This is a genomic window from Qipengyuania sp. (genome assembly GCF_965277845.1).
In the GTDB taxonomy this organism is placed as follows: domain Bacteria; phylum Pseudomonadota; class Alphaproteobacteria; order Sphingomonadales; family Sphingomonadaceae; genus Qipengyuania.
The window spans coordinates 1455971-1474933 of record NZ_OZ255844.1; the positions used below are offsets into that span (position 1 = coordinate 1455971).

Sequence of the window (18963 nt, forward strand, 5' to 3'; positions counted from 1 at the left end):
CCCAGTTCTGATAACGTTCTCATCGCATGCCTGCCGCCGCTTTTCCAGCCCATGGATACGATTTCAACTGCGGGGCTGGCGCCCGCACGCAGGATCGGCGATAGCGCGCCTGCCTAGACATACTACGACAACCGGGTCGCGAATCCGGTGCCAGAGTTACCGGAGACATGCCCATGCGCCGCCTTGCCGCCCCGCTTGCCCTGCTGCTAGCCAGTACCGCCTGCACGACGATGGAGGCTGCCCCGGCGGCGACCTCCGGTCCGGTGGCAGACCGCATGGTCTCGCCGATCCTGACCTCGCCCGAGGCGGTCGACAGCTCGACCCATGCGCAGCCGCAGGTCGCGCGGGTGACGCATGTGGCGCTCGACCTCGATCTCGATTTCGATGCCCGGCGGGTCGGCGGCGTGGCAGTGCTCGACGTGCTTGCCTCCCCGGGCGCGAAAGAGATCGTGCTCGACAGCAACGGGCTCGAGATCGCGCGTATCACCGATGGGGCAGACCGTGAGCTTGCGTATGAGCTCGGAGCGATGGTCGATGCTGGCGGAAAGGGTGCGCCGCTCACCGTGCAACTCGATGGTGCGACAAGCTTGCGGATCGAATACCGCGCGCCCGCAGATGCCAGCGCGCTGCAATGGCTGAGTCCCGAACAAACAGCAGGCGGCGAGCATCCCTTCCTGTTCAGCCAGGGTCAGGCGATCCTCAACCGCACCTGGATCCCGACACAGGACAGCCCCGGCATCCGCCAGACCTGGGAAGCGCGGATCACCGCTCCCAAGCCGCTCGACGTGGTGATGAGCGGCGTGCGTTGGGGCGAGCCGGAGGACCTTGGCAATGGTCGCCGCGCCTTCACCTTCGTGATGGACAAGCCGGTGCCACCCTACCTCATCGCGATTGCCGCAGGCGATATCGAGTTCCGCGCAATCGGCCCGCGCACCGGCGTGTGGGCGGAGCCTTCGGTAATCGACCGCGCGCATGCCGAGGTTGCCGATACCGAGGCCATGGTGGTCGAGGCCGAGAAGCTATACGGCGAGTATCGCTGGGGCCGCTACGACATGATCGTACTGCCACCCGCCTTTCCCTACGGGGGCATGGAAAACCCGGTGATGACCTTCCTCACCCCGACCTTCATCGCCGGCGACCGGTCGAATAATGGGCTTGTCGCGCATGAGCTGGCGCATAGCTGGTCGGGCAATCTCGTGACCAATGCGGTGTGGGGCGACAGCTGGCTCAACGAGGGCGTCACCACCTATTTCGAGAACCGGATCGTCGAGGCGGTCTACGGCAAGCAGCGCGCCGAGCAGGAGGCTGCACTGATGTACGCCAATATCCTCGATACGCTGGCCGAAGTGGGCGCGGATGCACCCGGCACCGCGCTCAGCACCGACGGCGGCTACGAACTCGGGAGCGCGATCGCCTACGATAAGGGCGCGTTCTTCCTGCGCACGGTGGAAAATATCGTCGGCCGGGAGCGGTTCGATGCCTGGCTGCGCCAGTGGTTCGACAATCACGCCTTCCAGCCCGCGACGAGCGAGATGTTCCACGAGGACATGATGGCCAATCTCGTGCGCGGCGATGCCGAAGCCGAGGCGCTGATGCTGCGCGAATGGATCTTCGAGCCGGGCCTGCCGGACAATGTCGCCAGGCCCGATCCGGCAGCCTTCGCCGCGGTCGATGGAGCGGTCGAAGCCTACAAGGCGACCGGTGCGATCCCCGCCGCCTATGCCGGCTGGACCGCAGCGGAGCAGATGCGGTTCCTCGACAACCTCCCCGCCGACCTGTCCGCCGGGCAGCTCGCCGCGCTCGACACTGCACTAGGCCTGTCGAGCACGGGGAATAACGAGATCCTGTTCCTGTGGCTCGAGATGGCCCTGGAGAACCGTTACGAACCGGCGGTGCCGCAGGTCGAGAGCTTCCTCGCCGAGGTCGGACGCGCCAAATTCGTCCGTCCGCTGTTCGCGGTGCTGTGGGACGAAGGTGAATGGGGCCGCCCGATCGCCACGCGCATCTATGCCGAAACCCGCAGCGGCTATCACGCGGTGACGCGCGCCGGCGTCGACCGCGTGCTTGGCCGGACGGACTAGGTCAGACCATTGTTTCGGGTTGGACGAGGCGATCGAAGGTCGGCTCGTCCACCAGCCCGAGTTCGAGGCCCGCTTCCTTCAATGTCTGGCCGGTCTTGTGCGCGTGCTTGGCGATATTGGCGGCGGCGTCATAACCGATTTCGGGCGCCAGCGCGGTGACCAGCATCAGCGAACGGTCGACCAACGCGGCGATCTGCTCCTCGTTCGCCTCGATGCCATCGACACAGCGTTCGGCAAAGCCATCCATTCCGATGGAGAGCAGCTCGATCGAGCGGATCACATTCGCGCCGATCAGGGGCATGAACACGTTGAGTTCGAAATGGCCCTGCATCCCGCCCACGGTCACCGCCTGGTGATTGCCGATAATCTGTCCGGCGACCATGGTCAGCATCTCGCACTGGGTCGGGTTGACCTTGCCCGGCATGATCGAACTGCCCGGCTCGTTGGCGGGCAGCGATAGCTCGCCGAGGCCCGAACGCGGTCCAGAACCGAGGAAGCGGATGTCGTTGGCGATCTTGTTGAGCGCCACGGCCAGCGTGTTCAGGGCGCCGGAGAAGAACACCAGCGAGTCCTTCGCGGCCAGTTGTTCGAACTTGTTGGGGGCGCTCTCGAATTGCATGCCGGTGATGTCGCTGATCGCCGCAGCCATGTCTTCGGCCCAGCCATCGGGTGCGTTGAGGCCCGTGCCGACCGCGGTGCCGCCGATCGCCAGCTTTCGGATATTGCCATCGAGCGCGCCTTCGATCCTCGCCTTGCAGCTGACCAGCTGCGCGACATAGCCGGAAAATTCCTGTCCCAGCGTCAGCGGGGTCGCATCCTGCGTATGCGTGCGACCGATCTTCACGATATCGGCAAACTCGTCTGATTTGGTCTGGAGCGAGGCGATCAGCCTGTCGAGCGCGGGCAGCAGCGCGTCGCGCGTGGCCAGCGCGGTGGCGATATGCAGTGCGGTCGGGAAGCTGTCGTTCGAGCTTTGCGACATGTTGACGTGATCGTTGGGATGCACCGGCTCCTTGCCGCCGCGCGTGCCGGCCAGCTTCTCGTTGGCGATCCCGGCGATCACCTCGTTGACGTTCATGTTGGTCTGCGTGCCGCTGCCGGTCTGGAAGATGGCGAGCGGGAACTGATCGTCATGATCGCCAGCCCGGATCGCCGCCGCGGCGGCTTCGATCGCATCCGCCAGCGTGGCGTCGAGGCCGTGTTTGCGGTTTGTCTTTGCAGCGGCCTGTTTGACCGTGGCCTGCGCATGGACGATCTCGAGCGGCATGCGCTGGTGGTCCGGGAATGGGAAATTGGTTAGGCTGCGCTGGGTCTGCGCGCCCCAATAGGCATCGATTGGAACCTCGATCGGCCCGATCGAATCGGTTTCGGTTCGCGTATCGCTCATCGTCTGCCTCCGTGCCGGAATGATGGATTACAGACCTATGATCGGCTGCCATCGATGGCCACCGGTCATTTGCACCGCTCGCAATTTCAGCCTGTTCATGGCTCTCATGCGCACCTATCTCCTAGGTATGCTGCGCCAGTACGAACTCGTAGAACGGGTCAAGGAATACGACCCCGATGCCGACGAGGCGATGCTGAACCGCGCCTATGTCTATACCGTTCAGAAGCACGGCACGCAGACGCGCGCGAGCGGGGACCCGTATTTCAGCCATCCGGTCGAGGTCGCGGGCCTGATGACCGATCTCAAGCTCGACCAGGAGACCATCGCCACCGCGCTGCTCCACGACACGGTCGAGGATACGCTGGCAACGATCGAGGATATCGAGGAGCATTTCGGGACCGACGTCGCGCGGCTGGTCGACGGGGTGACCAAGCTTTCCAAGATCGAGCAGATGCCCGAGAACGAACGCGCGGCGGAGAACCTGCGCAAGTTCCTGCTCGCCATGAGCGAGGACATCCGCGTGCTGCTCGTCAAGCTTGGCGACCGCCTCCACAACATGCGCACGCTGCACTTCATCAAGAGCGAAGAAAAGCGCCGGCGTATCGCGCGCGAGACTATGGATATCTACGCCCCGCTCGCCGAGCGGATCGGCATGTACGAATACATGCGCGAGATGCAGATGCTCGCTTTCGAGCAGCTCGAGCCCGAAGCATTCGAGACCATCACCCAGCGGCTCGAGCAGATCCGCAGCGAGGACGGCGGCCAGGTCGATGCGATCGCACTCGATATGAAGCATGCGCTCGCCGAGGCGGGCATCACCACCGAAGTCTCGGGCCGAGAGAAGCACCCCTATTCGATCTGGCGCAAGATGGCCGAGCGCCACGTCTCGTTCGAACAGGTGACCGACATCATGGCCTTCCGCATCATCTGCGAGGATGTCGCCGACTGCTACCGTGCGCTCGGCGTGCTGCACACGACCTGGCAATTCCTGCCGGGCAAGTTCAAGGACTACATCTCGACGCCGAAGAACAACGGTTATCGCTCGCTTCACACCTCGCTGATCTACGGCAAGTCGATGCGCGTCGAGGTGCAGATCCGCACCCGCGAAATGCACCGCCTGAACGAATTCGGCCTCGCTGCGCATTGGGCCTACAAGCAGCAGGACCGGCCCGACGGGCAGGTCGGTTGGCTGCGCGATCTGATCGAGATCGTCGATGCCAGCCATGATCCCGACGAACTGCTCGAACACACGCGTATGGCGATTTACCAGGATCGCATCTTCGCTTTCACGCCCAAGGGCGCGCTGTTCCAGCTGCCCAAGGGGGCGACGCCGGTCGATTTCGCATTCGCCGTGCACACCGATCTCGGCGCGCAGACCGTGGGGGCGAAGATCAACGGGCGGCACATGCCCCTGCGGACGCAGCTCAACAATGGCGACGTGGTCGAGATCATCAAGAGCAACAATGCCGACCCGCAGATGAGCTGGTTGGGTTTCGTCGTGACCGGCAAGGCGCGCGCTTCGATCCGCCGCGCCGTGCGCCTCAAGGAACGCGCCGAGATAGCCGAAATCGGTCGCAAGCTGTTCGACGAGATCGCGCTGCGGGTGCCCGCCAAGATCGGCAAGAAGGCCCTGCGCGAAGCCCTCAAACGGCTCGAGATGGAAGAGGACGAAGACCTCTATTACGCCATCGGTGCCGCCAAGATTCCCGACCGTGAGGTGATGGAGGCGCTTGTGCCCGGCTGCACGGCCGAGCTGGAAGAGGATTTCGACTGGTCGCGCAGCGGTAAGGCGCTTTCCATTCGCGGGTTGACGCCGGGTGTCGGATTCCAGCTCGCCGAGTGCTGTCACCCGGTCCCGGGCGACCGCATCGTGGGCCTGCGCAAGCCGAACGAGCGGGTCGAGGTGCACACGATCGACTGCAGCCGGCTCGCCAGCGGGATCGATACCGACTGGATGGACCTGTCATGGGGCAAGCGTTCGCGCGGGGCAGTGGGCCGCTTGCGTGTGACGCTCTACGATCGGCCTGGCACGCTGGCCGAAATGGCGGGCATCTTCGCGCAGAACCACGTCAATGTTAAAAGTCTCGACCAGACGCAGCTCGATCATCCCTTCACCACTTACGAAATCGATCTCGAGGTGCAGGACGTGCCCCATCTGACGCGGATACTCAGCGCGCTGCGGGCGAGCGACTCCGTAGCGCAAGCAGAACGCGTATGAGCGCAGTTACCGGCATCGACCATGTCCAGCTCGCGATGCCGCATGGCGGAGAGCCGCATGCGCGGCGCTTCTGGGTCGACCTCATGGGGCTGGAGGAAGTGGCCAAGCCCGCGCACCTCGCGGTCAATGGCGGATGCTGGTTCGCAGGCGAGGGGATTGCGATCCATTGCGGGGTGGAGGATGCCTTTCTGCCCGCGCGCCGCGCGCATCCCGCGCGCCGCGCGCATCCCGCGCGCCGCGCGCATCCCGCGCTGCTGGTAAACGATCTGGCCAAGCTGGTCGCGCGGCTCGGCAAGGCGGGCATCCGCTTCAAGCCGGGCAAGGATCTGGACGGCTACATACGCGGCGATATCGCCGATCCCTTCGGCAATCGCATAGAGCTGATGCAGAAAATCTAGAGCAGCTCGAGCGTCAGCTCGGCTGCGTCACCCGCGGCCAAGTCTTCCGCCTTCAGCACCTTCTTTCCCACCAGCAGTCACCATTCGCCGGTTTTAGAGGGAAAAACCGAGGTCTTCCATCGCGTCCCGCCGATCTCTGCCAAGACCTTGACCGATCCGAAGCCGCGCCGCCCGCCCATCTCGAGCCGCCGCAGCCGCTCGTGCATGGTGATTTCCTCGGCGCAGGCGCCGTCGATGGTTAGCAGATGGTAGGTCGCCTTCTCACCCTGCCAGCGAGTGATCTCGCCACGCCAGGCAAGCGTCTCGGTCAATCCAGGATCCGCCGCACGGGAACCGGAATGTTGCAGATGTCGGCTCCGCCGGCGGGCACGTTGAAGAAGGGGTCGCGCCGGTTCGCTCGGGCATCGGCATAGCGGGCGAAACTCGCGCTATCGGTGGAAAGGAACTCGAAGGCGGGGCGCTCGCCTTGGGAAAGGTCGCTGGCGACGCGTACCGACAGAATCGGCACGCGCTTGCTCTCATCCTCGTAAAAGCCGAGTTGACCCTTGCCGCGCGGCAGGCTGGAGAGGTGCTCCATTCCTTCTACGATCCGCCCGACGAGGGCGATATTGCGGTCGAGATGGCGCGGTGCGTGGCCGATCACAGTGTAAAGCTCGGCACCCGTGCCCGCATCGGGCGACAGGTTCCGGCCTACGCCGACCATGCCATAGCAATGGATCGGCCAGACGGTCGCGGGCTCGCCTTCCTCGTCCGAACCGATGTTCGAGGCGAGCGGCCAGCCCTGGTAAAACAGCGATAGCTGCGCGTAAGCATCGACGAGCCCGTTGGCGAGGATCACCGCCGCGGTCCGGTCCTCGGAAGCGATGTAGCTGTCTGCTTCGAGCGCGAGATCGCGTTCGGAATCGGTCAACAATGTCGAGAGGCTGATGGCGTCGCCGGAAACCGTATAGTCCTCCTCGGTCGTGGCGACGAGTGCTGCGGGAAGCGCCTTGGGCCGGCCCGAGCTCTCCGGGTTGTCGTAATTCGCATCGCCCCACTGGACGACGTAATTGTCCTGCACGCGGTTGACGGTGATGTCGTCGAACCAGCCCGAACGCGCAAAGGTGCGGATGTTCTTGACCCAGCTTTGGCCGAAAGGCGCGGGCATCAACTGGATCAGCACCTCGCGCTCGGCCCCATCGGCAGCCGGCGCGAGCGTCATGACCAGAAGGTCTTCTGGCGCGATTGCCACCCATTCCTCCGCTGCCGCCTCGGCGACGATCTGGTTGGGCGAAGGATGAGGCGCCGCCTCCTGTGCGCTGGCAGGTGAGGCTAGCGCGATCAGCGCGGCGAGCGAAATCAGCGGCTTCGTCATGTATGGAGAGGTGCCACTGCGCGCGGAAAAACAAAAGCCCCCTCTCGCGCATTGTAGGGGCGAAAGGGGGCTTCGAGACGGTGTTCGCAGGGTATGCCTGATCCGCGCAGCACCGCCACTGGCCGCTTGTACCACGAAAAACGCAATTTGGAATATCTCCGTTCCGCTTCGGCTTGCGAAACCCACCGGTCGCCGCTAGACGCGCGCCTTCTTGTTTGCGCGGCCGCTTTGCTGCTTGAGGGCGAAGGCCAATCCGGCGGCCTTCGGCCTTAAGTAGCCCAAAGTGCGGTAAGCCAAACAGGAATGCGGAGCAGTGGCCGAGTGGTCGAAGGCGCACGCCTGGAAAGTGTGTATACGGTAACCCCGTATCGAGGGTTCGAATCCCTCCTGCTCCGCCACCTATCCCGAGCACCCGTCTCTAGTTTCAGGTTGGGACCGTCAGGTTAACGAACGCCGGCCGCATTGATGTGCGATCTTGAGAATTTAGCCAACTGAAGCAGACGCGGCTTGCCACTCGGCGAAAGCGCGGTCTCGGTATTTTCGCATTGTCTTTCGGGAGACGAGGTGACGCTCGGTATTGAAGGTATTGTAGATCGCTGAGTGAGTGGAAACGAAACGCTGCGCTTGGCCTTGGGACTTAAAGAGCTGCATTTTTCGTTCCCGCCTTCGGATGGGAAGGTGTGAATTTTCTGCACGATTGTTTTCGCGGAGCCGACCGGGCTGGTGACGCTTCAACGCACCCAATTTTAGAAGCGCAGCTCGATAAGAAGCAAGGCCATCCGTCACGATGGCCTCGGGAACGAAGCCCTGGTTCTTGAGCAGTTTTCGCAGCAATTTCAGTGCTGCTTCCTTGTTGCGTCGCTTCTGTACCAACACATCCGGCACCTCGCCCTCCTTATCGCCAGCCCGCAACATGAACATGCGCTTGCCGCCAATTCGGACAATCATCTCATCCAAATGCCAAACGCAATCAGCCGGTCTACGCCGTTTTCGAATGTTCGCAGCGATGGCTGGACCGAACTTGTCGGACCAACATCGAATGGTCTCATAAGTGACATCGATCCCGCGTTCAGCGAGCAAATCCTCAACGTCTCGCAAGCTCAGTGTGAAGCGGAAGTAGAGCCATACGGCGTGTCGGATAATGTCCGGATGAAAGCGGTGACGCTTGAAAGAAATGGTCTCCATAGCCCCCTGTTTAGCCACGAAATTCTCGATGGGGGATACAAGTTAGCGTTAGACTGACAGCACCTATCGAGGACTGTTGAAACACGGAATAACTCGTTTCTGCGCCCAAGGAATATCGCCGCTAATCAAGTGCACATAAGGGGCCTTTGCGAATCGTCGGAGATCTTTCAAAGTCTGCTGCCTCGATCAAAGGTCGCGGCCCAAAGATCACACGCCGCCATTTCCCCAATCGAGCGGCTCAATCTGACGGGTACATCTTAAGCTCTATCCTGTTGCCATCGGGATCGCTGATCATGGTTGACGGCCCGTACCCTTTGGCCCCGTACAGAGTCCGGAAAGCTAGATCCTGGCCAAGGCGAGCAGAAAGAGCGTCGACCTCGTTCTCGGAAACCGGATCAATCTCGATGCAGAGATGGTCGAGAATGTAGCTGTTTCGGTATTTCTCCGATTCCGTGCTCGCTACGCCACTCACGCTAAGAAGGTCTAACAGGAAATCTCCCATGCTCAGCTGCACGAGGCCGAGCCTGTCGTCTCTTCGAACAACACTCGCCCCGAAGATGTCCGAATAAAAGGCAATCATAGGTTCGAGTTGGCCGGTTCTCAGTACGACATGGTCGACCTTTCGCGCCGTCAACATACTGCAATGCCCTCCATCGTCGTCAGACCCACCGAAAGGTAGGTGCCTTTCAGCGAAGCAAATCCATTGATGCCCAAAGAGGAGCGGAGCATCCATGCCTTTCATAGACAAGTCCAGCAAAGACCTGCTCGATCGGTTGGAGGCGGCCGGTCCGCCACCTGCAGAACTCGAGCAACAACGCGCTGGCTTCAGCGCTCTTTGGCAATCGCTCTCTCCTGTGGCACCGGAGGTCGCAAGACAAGAAACCGTCGAACTCGCCGGAGTTGAGTCTCTCGTCTATTGGCCGGAATCCACCGGAGTCGATTTGCCCCTGGTCATTTTCTACCATGGTGGCGGCGGCATCATGCTCAATCCGGAAGACTTCGATCCGACCAGCCGGATGATTGCGAATAAGGCCGGCGCCATCGTGGTCGTACCAAGATACCGGAAAGCACCCGAAAATCGGTTTCCCGCACCTCTTGAAGATTGCTTCGCCGTGTATCAATCATTGGCAAGACAACCGTCGCAGATCGAGGGAGCCGGCAGCAAAATAGCGGTCGCTGGTGATAGCGCTGGTGGATATTTGGCAGCAGCGGTTGCGCAGGAAGCGAAGCGCCTTGGCATCGAGCCGCCCGTTGGCCAGGTCCTCATCTATCCAATGCTCGACATGGCCAGTTACAGTCCTAGCCGCTTCGAAAACGACTACTTCACGAGCCATGAGGCGATCGAAGGAACGGTTGCACTGCACTTCGGCGACCAGGTGCTCGATCCACGGGCTTCCCCCTTGCGGGAGCCGGATCTCTCGGACCTTCCCGAGGCGATGATCATAGCCAGCGATATCGATTGTCTGTTCGACGAGGCCCGCGCCTATGCCCATCGCTTGCGGGCAGCTTCAGTCCCATGTTCGTTCTTCGTTTACGAAGGCCAAGTCCACGGCTTCTTCTCGTTCGGCGCTACCATGCCCGAGGGAAATCGATGTGTGACCCATGTTGCCGGCTGGCTTCGGGACACCTTTTCCGCTGCCAGCGCGGAATGATCGATCTTTCCGGGAAGACGATTCTGCTGACCCAGTCGGACGAATTCATGGGGCCGGCAGCAGTCAGCTTTTTTACCGATTTAGGGGCGATAGTCCATGCGAGCGACAGCCCGCTCGCGACCCGTGACCAGTGCGCCGAAGCCTGGCGAGCGTCGGGAGCTCCGGACATCATGTTGCTCAATCTTGCCGCCGATACCAATCTGGGGACACCAACCGTCGAGCTATCTGACGAAGGGTGGATGCAGTGCTTCGACCGTCTCGTCCATCCGCTTCACTGGCTGGTACAGGCCGCATTGCCGGACATGCTGAGGAGAGAGTCCGGCAAGATCATCGTCTTCGGCAGCGCAACCGGATTGCGCGCGCGAGCGCTGATGCCCGCCTATTGCGCAGCTCGATCCGCGCAAGTGGGCTATGTGCGATCGGTCGGCGCAGAGGTTGCCTCGCGAAACGTTCAGATCAATCTGATTGCGCAGAACTTTGTCGAGAACCCGGAATACTTCCCTCCCGAAAGAATCGAAACCGCTGCCTTCCGGGCTTTTCTCGACGAACACGTTCCGGCCGGAAGGTTGGCGCGTGCGGAAGAGGATGTCGCGCTCGCAGCTTTTCTCGCTTCCGGTCACGCCGATTTCATTGCCGGGCAGGCAATCCCGTTTGCTGGCGGTTGGGTGCAATGACCCCGCCTCGACGAAAATCAGCTTCTCAGGCGCGCTCTTTTGCGAGATCCAACGCCACATCCACGATCATGTCCTCTTGCCCGCCGACCATCTTGCGATTGCCCAATTCGACCAGGATCTCGCGTGTGTCGAGGCCGTGGTCGCGAGCGGCTTTCTCGGCATGGCGAAGGAAGCTCGAATACACGCCAGCATAGCCGAGACTTAGTGTCTCCCGATCGACCCGAACCGGGCGGTCTTGGAGTGGCCGAACGAGGTCTTCCGCAGCATCCATCAGCTTGTACAGATCGCAGCCATGCTGCCAGCCCTTGCGATCAGCCGCAGCGATGAAGACTTCGAGTGGCGCATTGCCTGCGCCGGCCCCCATTCCCGTCAGTGATGCATCGACCCGGCGCGCACCGCCCTGAACAGCGACGATCGAATTGGCGACCCCGAGCGACAAATTGTGGTGTGCGTGCACCCCGCGCTCGGTTTCCGGCTTCAAGGCCTTTTCATACGCCGCCATTCGATCGCGATAACCGTCCATGTCCAAAGCACCGCCACTGTCAGTGACATATACGCACTGTGCCCCGTAGGACTCCATCAAGACAGCCTGCTCCGCCAGTCTTGCCGGTTCGATCATATGGCTCATCATGAGGAAGCCGATCGTGTCCATTCCAAGGGTCCGCGCGGCCTCGATATGCTGTTTCGAAACGTCCGCCTCGGTACAGTGGGTTGCGATCCGCACGGAGCGGACACCGAGATCGTAAGCCTGTCTGAGCTCTTCGACCGTTCCGATTCCGGGCAGCAGTAGGGTGGTGAGCTTGGCGCTGCGCACGACGTCTGCGACGGCCTCGATCCATTCCCAATCGGTTTGTGCTCCAAAACCGTAGTTGAAGCTCGAACCATTAAGGCCGTCACCATGGGCGATTTCTATCGCATCGACGCCCGCTTCATCCAGTGCGCGGGCGATATCCTGCACGTGACCGATGCCGTACTGGTGCCGGATCGCGTGCATACCGTCACGCAGGGTTACATCCTGAATGTAAAGCTTGTCTGTTGCGGGATCGAACATCATGCGGCCTCCGCCACAGCACGAGCCCGCATCATTTTCTCGCCCGTGACCAAACCAGCCGATGTCATGATGTCGAGGTTGCCGGCATAGGCAGGGAGGTAGTGAGCGGCACCCTCGACCTCGAGAAAGACGCTGGTCTTCATTCCCTCGAACGTGCCGACGCCGGGAATCCTTACCGGATTGTTAGACCCGAATCGCTCGAACTGAACCTTCTGCTTGAGCCTGTAACCGGGCACGTATTCCTGCACGTCCTTGACCATTTGCTCGATCGATCGCTCGATCTCCGCCTCATCCGCTCCCTGGCTGAGAGTGAATATTGTATCGCGCATGATCATGGGTGGCTCGGCAGGATTGAGGATGATGATGGCCTTGCCTTTGTCAGCACCTCCGACGGCTTCGATTCCGCGGGCTGTCGTTTCGGTGAACTCATCGATGTTCGCCCGCGTGCCAGGACCGGCCGAACGAGACGATACCGAGGCAACAATTTCGGCATACGGCACCCGGGCTACCCTGCTGACGGCAGCGACGATCGGTATCGTGGCCTGGCCACCGCACGTAACCATGTTGACGTTCTGCGCGCCGAGATGATCGTCGCCATTTACGACGGGGATGACGTAGGGCCCGAGGGCTGCCGGCGTCAGATCGACCATTTTCTTGCCGGCGCCCGTAACGATTTCATGGTGACGTTCGTGGGCGCCGGCTGAGGTTGCATCGAATACCACGCCGATGTCCGGCCAGACGTCGAGATTCACCAATCCGTCAATACCTTCGTGGGTCGTGGCGACGCCCAATCTCTTCGCTCGCGAAAGGCCGTCGGATTCCGGGTCGATCCCAACCATGGCGCCCATTTCGAAGACATCCGAAGTGCGCAGGATTTTGATCATCAGATCGGTACCGATATTGCCCGAGCCAATTATCGCCGCCTTTACCTTGTCCATTGTATTTGCCTCTCAGTGAAAGCGGATCGAACAGGAGCCAATGCCGCCCAACTCCATTTCGAAATGATCTCCGGGAGCCGCGGGCTCCAGCGGAACCAAACTGCCCGACAAGATAATATCGCCAGCGTTCAGACCGACACCGTAGCGGCCGAGCGTATTTGCCAGCCATGCTACAGCTTGGGCAGGCGATCCCTGCACGGCAGATCCCCTGCCGGTAGAAATTTGGTGGCCATTCTTGTTGACTGCGACCTGAAGAGAAGGAAGATCGATGCCTCGCGGGTCGACGCGGGCTTCCCCCAGGGCAAAGACCCCGCACGAAGCATTGTCGGCCACCGTATCCACGATGGAGATCTTCCAGTCCCGAATACGGCTGTCGACCACCTCGAAACAGGGAGCAATCGCTTCGGTCGCGGCGATCACATCGTCGGCGTTCACATCTGGACCGTTCAGGTCATCCTTCAGGATGAACGCGATTTCGGCTTCTGCACGCGGCTGGATCAAGCCGGCCTTGTTGATCGGAATGTCGCTTTCGTAGTGCATCGCGTCGGTGAGGAAGCCGAAATCGGGCTGATGCACGCCGAGCATTTCCTGCACCGCGTCCGACGTGACACCGATCTTCTTGCCGACGACACGCTCGCCATCCTGATTACGCAAGCGCAAAAATTCCAAGGATACGCGATAAGCGTCATCGATGGTGAGATGCTCGTATCGCTCGATCAGCGGCATGACGGTGCGGCGCTCTCGCAAGGCCGCATACAATTCCTGCCCCAAGGCAGTGTCAAACTCTGTGGTCTCCAGCATCCTGCCGCTCTGCAGCGTGATCTGGCAAATCGCACCTATCCTTTGGCCGGCGCAGCAAAAATCCGCCCTTGGCCGAAAGATAGGTGCGATTTCCCGACGCGATTCTAGTTTGGCAGGTGGGAAAGGAAGGTGATCGCCATGGAACAAGTCTCGAGCTCGCAGGAAGCTTTGATCGAAGCATTCAGACAGGCTCAGCGCCATGTCGCTTCCTCGGTTCACCTCATCACGACAGGCTCCGGCGACGCGAGATCGGGTATGACCGCGACCGCGGTATGCTCGTTGAGCTTCGACCCTCTCTCAATCCTGGTTTGCGTCAACAGGCACGCATCCATCTTCGAGAGCCTCGATCGAGGCGGTCGCTTTGCCGTGAACATACTATCGGAATCGGACGAAGAAATCGCCACGATGTTCGGCACGTCGAAGCTGAAGGCCCTGCGCTTCAAGAGCGGCGATTGGCGGCAAATGGGCGGAAGCCCGATCCTGCTTAGCGCCGTGGCGAGCGTAGCTTGCGAGTCCTTGAGTGCGATGGATGTGGGCACGCACCGTGTTGTCGCTGGACGGATCGTCGACGTGAACGTCAATACCAACTCCCGCCCGCTGCTCTACCACCATGGCGGCTACTGCGGTACGGGCGCGCTCGAATCTAGCGTGGCATGCGCAGCATGATCCGAAAGGATCGCGACCGAGATTTGGTGCCTCTTTCCATATTGGTCGACCGAGAGGTGCTGGGCAGGCGTGGCAGGGGAATATTTTTCGAGTCCGCGGACGCCACGACGGCCGACTCGATCAACAAGATGGCCTCCTTGGGACATGGTATCGTAAGTGTGGCGATGGCAGCAGCGCGCGCCTACGAGCTCGGCCTGTCTCCCATATCCACGGGCCCGAGGCGCCCCCATATGCCGGTGTTCGTCAGCAGCGTCGAAGGTCGCGAGTGCACCGAGACGGGAATCTCCGCCGCGGAACGGGCGATAACGGCCGAAACGCTAGGGCGGAAGCGCTGCGAGCGTAAGGATCTCGTCTCCCCTGGCCATATTATGCCAGCCATTGTGCAGGAAAAGCTCGATCGGGATTCCGCCTTGTGCGAGCTGGCTTTTCGCTATGCCGAGCGCTCGGCAGGGTCGCATGCGGTGACATGGTGCGACATTCTCAATGCCGAAGGCGAGACTGCCTCCGCTCAGGAATGTTTTGCGCTGGCCAAAAAGCTCGAACTGAATTTCTATGTTTGCCGGAACCTGGCCGTGGTCGAGTTCCGGAGACTTCCCGAAAAGCTTCGGGAACTATACTTCGAAGTGAGAGGAGGAGACCTTTCGCTCGATCAGTTCGCCTGAATCGAGGGTAAGGTGGGGAGACGGATCGATATATGGCTGGCAAGGAGCAAGCCCCAATCGCACCGGGGCAGCAGCCCTTCCTACTGAGTAAACTGGCGCCGCCGCGAGACAGTGCCAGCACCATCGAGCGAGCGCGACTGAGTCAGGATTTGGATGAGTTATGGACGCGGCGATGCTCGCTGGTCGTCGCGCCGGCCGGCTTCGGCAAGACTACCTTGCTTTCACATTGGTACGGGGCGGCGGAAGGTGCCGGGAACATCGCAGCATGGGTCACATGCGACCGTGCGGACACCGATAGTTACCGCTTCGCCCGTCATATCGTTCTCGCCCTTGCGCAGGCAGACAGGCAACTTGCGAAGAGACTGACACCCGCCGGGAAAGTCGATTTGGCATCGGACATGGGGGCTGCCGGGATTTCGATAGTGAATGCAATCGAGACCGTCGGCAAACCGATCCTTCTGATCGTAGACGACTACCACAACGCCCAGGGCCAGGACTCGAACGATTTCCTATCGTTTCTTCTCAACAGCGATTGCAAGTATCTGCACCTCGTCGTTGCATCGCGCGAAGCTGTGAATCTTCAGGTTTCCCGGATGCGGATACAGGGAAAAATCGCCGAATTCGGCGTTGCTGAACTCGAGTTTCAAACCGGCGAAGCAACCAGCATGCTCGAAAAAGCCCTTGGCAGGTCGACTCAGGCCGAGTCGGTCGAAGCGATTGTCAAGCAGACAGAGGGGTGGGCGACCGGCCTACGATTGGCGGCAATCTCCTTGACGGAAAATCCGGACAAACCGCTCGAGAACCTCCTTTCCGGCAAGGAGCCTCAACTGCTCGAATACCTTCGTGAAGAAGTGCTCTCGCGCTTGACCGTCGAGCTCTCCGAATTCGTGCGCGATACTGCATCGTTGTCAGAGCTTTCCGCCGAGCTGGCCGACCACATCCGAAACGACAATGATAGCCAGGCTCTCATCGACGAATTGGTGCGCCGGCAATACTTCCTCATGCCAACCGCTCAGCCCGGCTGGTTCCGTTACCACCCGCTATTCGTCGAAGCCTTTTCGGGTCTAGCGGACGATTGCGAGCCGAATGGCAACGGAAACGTCAACGAAAGCGCTGCGCTGTGGCTTCAAGAACGTGGGTGGATAGAACGCGCGCTGCTCCAGGCGGATTTGTCGCAGTCTTCCGGTTTCCTGCTGGAAATGCTCAGCAGGAATGCCGAACGACTGGCGCATACAGGGCGGGGCTCGACACTTCTGACCTACGCAAGAAAGTTGCCTGCTGAGCTGTTGGCGGACCATCCCGACCTGCAGCTGGACCGTGTCTACGCCGCGACATTGCTATGGCAGTTCGGCGAAGCGAAGATGGTCCTCGACCAGGTACGCCGCGCTATGGAGAGCGATGAAACGGTCGCTGAGTGGAGCAGACGAGGCCTTGATGTCGAGAAGCTCGAGAAGAAGCTGATCCACCGCGAAATGCAGCTTAGATTGTTGCAGGACGAAATGCCGCAGGTGGAAAGTCTCGCGCTGCAGTGGCAATCCATGCCGGGCGGGAATTCGGCCTTCGAGGATGCGGTGGCACGCACCACGCTTGTCTATGCGCAGCGCGAAATGTTCAATTGCGAAGGCGTCTGGACGGCACAAGCAGCGCGCGAGATCTTTGAGGGGGAAGACAATCGCTGGGCCACGATCTGGCACGATTGCATCATCGGCGCGACCCACGCATTCATGGGCAATATCGAACGCGCAGAGCGGACCATTTCCAGGGCCTTTCATACGTCGGAAGGCATGTATGGCCGACAAAGCGCAACGACGGCCATGCCAGCGCTCTATCTTGCCGAGCTCCGATACGAGCGAAACGAGATCGAAGCCGCCAGGTCGTACGTGGAAGAATTCCTGCCTCTTGCGACGAAGACGGGACTGATTGACCAGTTGATTGCCGGTTACCAAGCAAGCGCTAAGATCGCGGCTATCGAAAATCAGGCGCAGGCGATCAAGATCCTTGAGCGCGGAGAAGAAGTGGCGAGCGTACGTCAGTTCGAACGCTTGCGCGCAATCCTGCTCTCGGAACGCATCCGGATGCTTACATCGGCTGGCGAGAATGCGGCGGTTCGCCGCATCGCGAAACTCAACAATCTTTCAACCAGGGTGGAAACGCTCAAGCCTCGCGAAGGCCATACCACTCTCGATGCCGTCTACGCCTTTGCCGCGGCCCATGTGGCCATCTGCGAAAACGAATTGGACGATGCAGAACGGCTACTGTCGAGCTGGAGTAAATTTCTCGAGAACAGGCAGTGCCTGCGCTTCGCGGTGCGCTTTTCCCTCAGTCTTGCGCATGCCCAAACGCTCAAAGGTCAGACCAACGCGGCTCACCGGACCATTCGGCACGCCATTCAAATGGCCGGGGAAAAGGGTTTCGTGCGCAGCTTCGTCGATGCCAATCCTGCTATCCGTCCGAGCCTGCGCGCGCTCAACTTCGACCACCAGCCGGAGCTCAGAGCATCGCATAGCAAGATCCTGGAAGCGATCGGCGGTGAGGATTCAACTCCTGTCGCACGCCGAGAAGAACTCGAAATCGAGGGCGGCCAATATGAGGCACTCAATGATCGGGAGTCGGAAATCCTGGTGATGATTTCGACGGGGATGATGAACAAGCAGATGGCGGCCGAGCTTGGGCTGACACTCGGCACGGTGAAATGGTACCTGCAGCAGATCTACACGAAGATGGGCGTGAATCGCAGATCCGAGGCCGTCTTCAAGGCACGGCAACTGGGGCTCATCAATTGATCGAAAGCGGAGAGCCCGTCTACTCGGCTCTAGGGTAATCAGTATAGCCTTTCGCCGGATCGCTGCCTGGCCCGCCGTAGATGGTGGAGAAATCGGGCTGAGCCAGGTCGAGATCGGATTTCATGCGTGCGACCAGATCCGGATTGGCGAGGAAGGGTTGGCCAAAGGACACCAGATCCGCACCCTTGCTTTCCAGAGCTCGCTCAGCCTTGGCGGCATCGAAGCCCCCATTGGCGATGATCGTCCCGTCATAGTGCTGCCGGGAGAACTCCAAGACGTCTTTGATTGTCACCCCGACTTCTAGATCTTGCGGCTGTGGCTCCATCATATGGACGTATGCCAAGTCGCACTCGGTGAGCGCTTCCAGCACGTCGGCGAACAGGCCCTCGGGATCGTCGTCATGCATTCCGTGAAACCGGCTGCTCGGGGAGAGCTTGACGCCGACATTTTGCCCGAACGATTGCTGAACGGCGGTGACAACACCAAGAAGAAAGCGCATACGGTTTTCGGTCGAACCGCCGTATTCATCGGTCCGCCGGTTACTGCCGGTTTGAAGAAACTGATCGATGAGGTAGCCGAATGCGCCATGAATTTCGACGCCGTCGAAACCAGCGTTCTTGGCTCTCGCGGCCGCTTTCCCGAAAGCCTTGGTCAGTCCGAAGATTTCGGGTTCGAGCAGCGCGCGAGGTTCCGATACGCGCTTTTTCCCGTCGAAGGTGTGCAGTTCGCCTTCCCCTCTCACCGCGCTCGGTGCGAGTGGTTTCTGACCATCGGGCATCAGCGACGAATGAGCCACTCTTCCGCAATGCCATAGCTGCAGATAGATTCGGCCCCCGGCTTCATGCACGGAGTCGACGACCTTGCGCCAAGGCGTAATCAGGGCATCAGAATACATTCCGGGCGCGTCGATGTAGGCCGCGCTGGTGTCGGACGCCATCGTACATTCCGTGACGATCAGTCCGGCAGAGGCGCGCTGCGCATAATACTCAGCCATCAGGCTCGTGGGTATCGAGTCGGGAGCCCTCAGGCGGGTCATCGGCGCCATGACGACGCGATTGGGCAAGGTCAGGCTACCGAGGTCGCATTCGCTGAATAGCTTCGGATAGGCCATGG

At 60.7% G+C, this 18963-nt stretch carries 17 protein-coding genes and 1 tRNA gene; 9 read left to right on the forward strand and 9 right to left on the reverse strand.

Annotated elements, in window-relative coordinates; genetic code table 11:
* Nucleotides 1–173: 173 nt before the first annotated feature.
* Entirely contained in the window at nucleotides 174–2081 is a 1908-nt protein-coding gene (locus tag ACQY4G_RS07215) for a M1 family metallopeptidase (RefSeq protein ID WP_421989825.1), read from the forward strand.
* A gap of 1 nt (nucleotide 2082) precedes the next feature.
* On the opposite strand, the gene fumC is transcribed toward ACQY4G_RS07215, so the two are convergent.
* Complete coding sequence (fumC, locus tag ACQY4G_RS07220; RefSeq protein ID WP_421989827.1) at nucleotides 2083–3468, reverse strand: class II fumarate hydratase; 1386 nt, start codon at nucleotides 3466–3468, stop codon at nucleotides 2083–2085.
* Between the two features lie 127 nt (nucleotides 3469–3595).
* Here fumC and ACQY4G_RS07225 point away from each other — a divergent pair, with 127 nt between their 5' ends.
* Together ACQY4G_RS07225 and ACQY4G_RS07230 are read left to right on the forward strand one after the other, a co-directional pair.
* A complete protein-coding gene (locus ACQY4G_RS07225) occupies nucleotides 3596–5686 on the forward strand; it encodes a RelA/SpoT family protein (RefSeq protein WP_291181382.1) in 2091 nt (696 codons plus the stop codon).
* Nucleotides 5683–6084: a VOC family protein gene (locus ACQY4G_RS07230; protein ID WP_421989829.1), complete on the forward strand. Its 402-nt coding sequence runs from the start codon at nucleotides 5683–5685 to the stop codon at nucleotides 6082–6084. The genes ACQY4G_RS07225 and ACQY4G_RS07230 overlap by 4 nt, the downstream gene beginning before the upstream one ends.
* Before the next feature lie 77 nt (nucleotides 6085–6161).
* On the opposite strand, the gene ACQY4G_RS07235 is transcribed toward ACQY4G_RS07230, so the two are convergent.
* Nucleotides 6162–6395 (reverse strand): DUF1905 domain-containing protein, encoded by a 234-nt coding sequence (locus ACQY4G_RS07235; RefSeq protein WP_421989831.1) that lies wholly within the window; start codon nucleotides 6393–6395, stop codon nucleotides 6162–6164.
* A complete protein-coding gene (locus ACQY4G_RS07240) occupies nucleotides 6392–7438 on the reverse strand; it encodes a peptidylprolyl isomerase (RefSeq protein ID WP_421989833.1) in 1047 nt (348 codons plus the stop codon). Before ACQY4G_RS07240 ends, ACQY4G_RS07235 begins: the two co-directional genes overlap by 4 nt.
* A 307-nt stretch (nucleotides 7439–7745) precedes the next feature.
* Here ACQY4G_RS07240 and ACQY4G_RS07245 point away from each other — a divergent pair.
* A tRNA-Ser gene (locus ACQY4G_RS07245) sits at nucleotides 7746–7836 on the forward strand.
* An 85-nt stretch (nucleotides 7837–7921) separates the two neighbouring features.
* Here ACQY4G_RS07245 and ACQY4G_RS07250 read toward each other — a convergent pair.
* Nucleotides 7922–8623: an IS6 family transposase gene (locus ACQY4G_RS07250; protein ID WP_421989835.1), complete on the reverse strand. Its 702-nt coding sequence runs from the start codon at nucleotides 8621–8623 to the stop codon at nucleotides 7922–7924.
* Nucleotides 8624–8861: 238 nt separating this feature from the next.
* Nucleotides 8862–9356 (reverse strand): VOC family protein, encoded by a 495-nt coding sequence (locus ACQY4G_RS07255; protein WP_421989837.1) that lies wholly within the window; start codon nucleotides 9354–9356, stop codon nucleotides 8862–8864.
* On the opposite strand from ACQY4G_RS07255, the gene ACQY4G_RS07260 reads away from it, so the two are divergent.
* Together ACQY4G_RS07260 and ACQY4G_RS07265 are read left to right on the forward strand one after the other, a co-directional pair.
* Nucleotides 9355–10275 carry an alpha/beta hydrolase gene (locus tag ACQY4G_RS07260; RefSeq protein ID WP_421989839.1) on the forward strand — a complete coding sequence of 307 codons (921 nt, stop codon included), beginning with the start codon at nucleotides 9355–9357 and terminating at the stop codon, nucleotides 10273–10275. The genes ACQY4G_RS07255 and ACQY4G_RS07260 overlap by 2 nt on opposite strands.
* On the forward strand, nucleotides 10272–10949 hold the full coding sequence (locus tag ACQY4G_RS07265; protein WP_421989841.1) for an SDR family oxidoreductase: 678 nt from the start codon (nucleotides 10272–10274) through the stop codon (nucleotides 10947–10949). Before ACQY4G_RS07260 ends, ACQY4G_RS07265 begins: the two co-directional genes overlap by 4 nt.
* 25 nt (nucleotides 10950–10974) lie before the next feature.
* On the opposite strand, the gene dmpG is transcribed toward ACQY4G_RS07265, so the two are convergent.
* Genes dmpG through ACQY4G_RS07280 form a run of 3 tightly spaced genes read right to left on the reverse strand, consistent with a single transcriptional unit; the run spans nucleotide 10975 to nucleotide 13739 of the window.
* Nucleotides 10975–12003, reverse strand: coding sequence for a 4-hydroxy-2-oxovalerate aldolase (gene dmpG, locus ACQY4G_RS07270; RefSeq protein ID WP_421989843.1), 1029 nt, complete (start codon nucleotides 12001–12003; stop codon nucleotides 10975–10977).
* Nucleotides 12000–12938 (reverse strand): acetaldehyde dehydrogenase (acetylating), encoded by a 939-nt coding sequence (locus tag ACQY4G_RS07275; RefSeq protein WP_421989845.1) that lies wholly within the window; start codon nucleotides 12936–12938, stop codon nucleotides 12000–12002. The genes dmpG and ACQY4G_RS07275 overlap by 4 nt, the downstream gene beginning before the upstream one ends.
* Before the next feature lie 12 nt (nucleotides 12939–12950).
* Nucleotides 12951–13739, reverse strand: a complete 789-nt coding sequence (locus ACQY4G_RS07280) for a fumarylacetoacetate hydrolase family protein (RefSeq protein WP_421989847.1) — start codon at nucleotides 13737–13739, stop codon at nucleotides 12951–12953.
* Nucleotides 13740–13877: 138 nt separating this feature from the next.
* On the opposite strand from ACQY4G_RS07280, the gene ACQY4G_RS07285 reads away from it, so the two are divergent.
* From ACQY4G_RS07285 to ACQY4G_RS07295, 3 genes are read left to right on the forward strand one after another with little or no spacing between them, the layout of a single operon-like run.
* Nucleotides 13878–14405, forward strand: a complete 528-nt coding sequence (locus tag ACQY4G_RS07285; protein WP_421989849.1) for a flavin reductase family protein — start codon at nucleotides 13878–13880, stop codon at nucleotides 14403–14405.
* Nucleotides 14393–15067 (forward strand): 3,4-dihydroxy-2-butanone-4-phosphate synthase, encoded by a 675-nt coding sequence (locus tag ACQY4G_RS07290; RefSeq protein ID WP_421989851.1) that lies wholly within the window; start codon nucleotides 14393–14395, stop codon nucleotides 15065–15067. Before ACQY4G_RS07285 ends, ACQY4G_RS07290 begins: the two co-directional genes overlap by 13 nt.
* Nucleotides 15068–15099: 32 nt before the next feature.
* Nucleotides 15100–17850 (forward strand): LuxR C-terminal-related transcriptional regulator, encoded by a 2751-nt coding sequence (locus ACQY4G_RS07295; protein WP_421989853.1) that lies wholly within the window; start codon nucleotides 15100–15102, stop codon nucleotides 17848–17850.
* Between the two features lie 19 nt (nucleotides 17851–17869).
* On the opposite strand, the gene ACQY4G_RS07300 is transcribed toward ACQY4G_RS07295, so the two are convergent.
* Nucleotides 17870–18961 carry an alkene reductase gene (locus tag ACQY4G_RS07300; protein WP_421989855.1) on the reverse strand — a complete coding sequence of 364 codons (1092 nt, stop codon included), beginning with the start codon at nucleotides 18959–18961 and terminating at the stop codon, nucleotides 17870–17872.
* Nucleotides 18962–18963 lie beyond the last annotated feature (2 nt).

Excerpts from the sequence above, each read along its gene's own strand:
- ACQY4G_RS07215 (WP_421989825.1), top strand. The coding sequence starts at position 174 with ATGCGCCGCCTTGCCGCCCCGCTTGCCCTGCTGCTAGCCAGTACCGCC.
- fumC (WP_421989827.1), bottom strand. The coding sequence starts at position 3,468 with ATGAGCGATACGCGAACCGAAACCGATTCGATCGGGCCGATCGAGGTT.
- ACQY4G_RS07225 (WP_291181382.1), top strand. The coding sequence starts at position 3,596 with ATGCTGCGCCAGTACGAACTCGTAGAACGGGTCAAGGAATACGACCCC.
- ACQY4G_RS07230 (WP_421989829.1), top strand. The coding sequence starts at position 5,683 with ATGAGCGCAGTTACCGGCATCGACCATGTCCAGCTCGCGATGCCGCAT.
- ACQY4G_RS07240 (WP_421989833.1), bottom strand. The coding sequence starts at position 7,438 with ATGACGAAGCCGCTGATTTCGCTCGCCGCGCTGATCGCGCTAGCCTCA.
- ACQY4G_RS07250 (WP_421989835.1), bottom strand. The coding sequence starts at position 8,623 with ATGGAGACCATTTCTTTCAAGCGTCACCGCTTTCATCCGGACATTATC.
- ACQY4G_RS07260 (WP_421989839.1), top strand. The coding sequence starts at position 9,355 with ATGCCTTTCATAGACAAGTCCAGCAAAGACCTGCTCGATCGGTTGGAG.
- ACQY4G_RS07255 (WP_421989837.1), bottom strand. The coding sequence starts at position 9,356 with ATGGATGCTCCGCTCCTCTTTGGGCATCAATGGATTTGCTTCGCTGAA.
- ACQY4G_RS07265 (WP_421989841.1), top strand. The coding sequence starts at position 10,272 with ATGATCGATCTTTCCGGGAAGACGATTCTGCTGACCCAGTCGGACGAA.
- dmpG (WP_421989843.1), bottom strand. The coding sequence starts at position 12,003 with ATGATGTTCGATCCCGCAACAGACAAGCTTTACATTCAGGATGTAACC.
- ACQY4G_RS07275 (WP_421989845.1), bottom strand. The coding sequence starts at position 12,938 with ATGGACAAGGTAAAGGCGGCGATAATTGGCTCGGGCAATATCGGTACC.
- ACQY4G_RS07280 (WP_421989847.1), bottom strand. The coding sequence starts at position 13,739 with ATGCTGGAGACCACAGAGTTTGACACTGCCTTGGGGCAGGAATTGTAT.
- ACQY4G_RS07285 (WP_421989849.1), top strand. The coding sequence starts at position 13,878 with ATGGAACAAGTCTCGAGCTCGCAGGAAGCTTTGATCGAAGCATTCAGA.
- ACQY4G_RS07290 (WP_421989851.1), top strand. The coding sequence starts at position 14,393 with ATGCGCAGCATGATCCGAAAGGATCGCGACCGAGATTTGGTGCCTCTT.
- ACQY4G_RS07295 (WP_421989853.1), top strand. The coding sequence starts at position 15,100 with ATGGCTGGCAAGGAGCAAGCCCCAATCGCACCGGGGCAGCAGCCCTTC.
- ACQY4G_RS07300 (WP_421989855.1), bottom strand. The coding sequence starts at position 18,961 with ATGGCCTATCCGAAGCTATTCAGCGAATGCGACCTCGGTAGCCTGACC.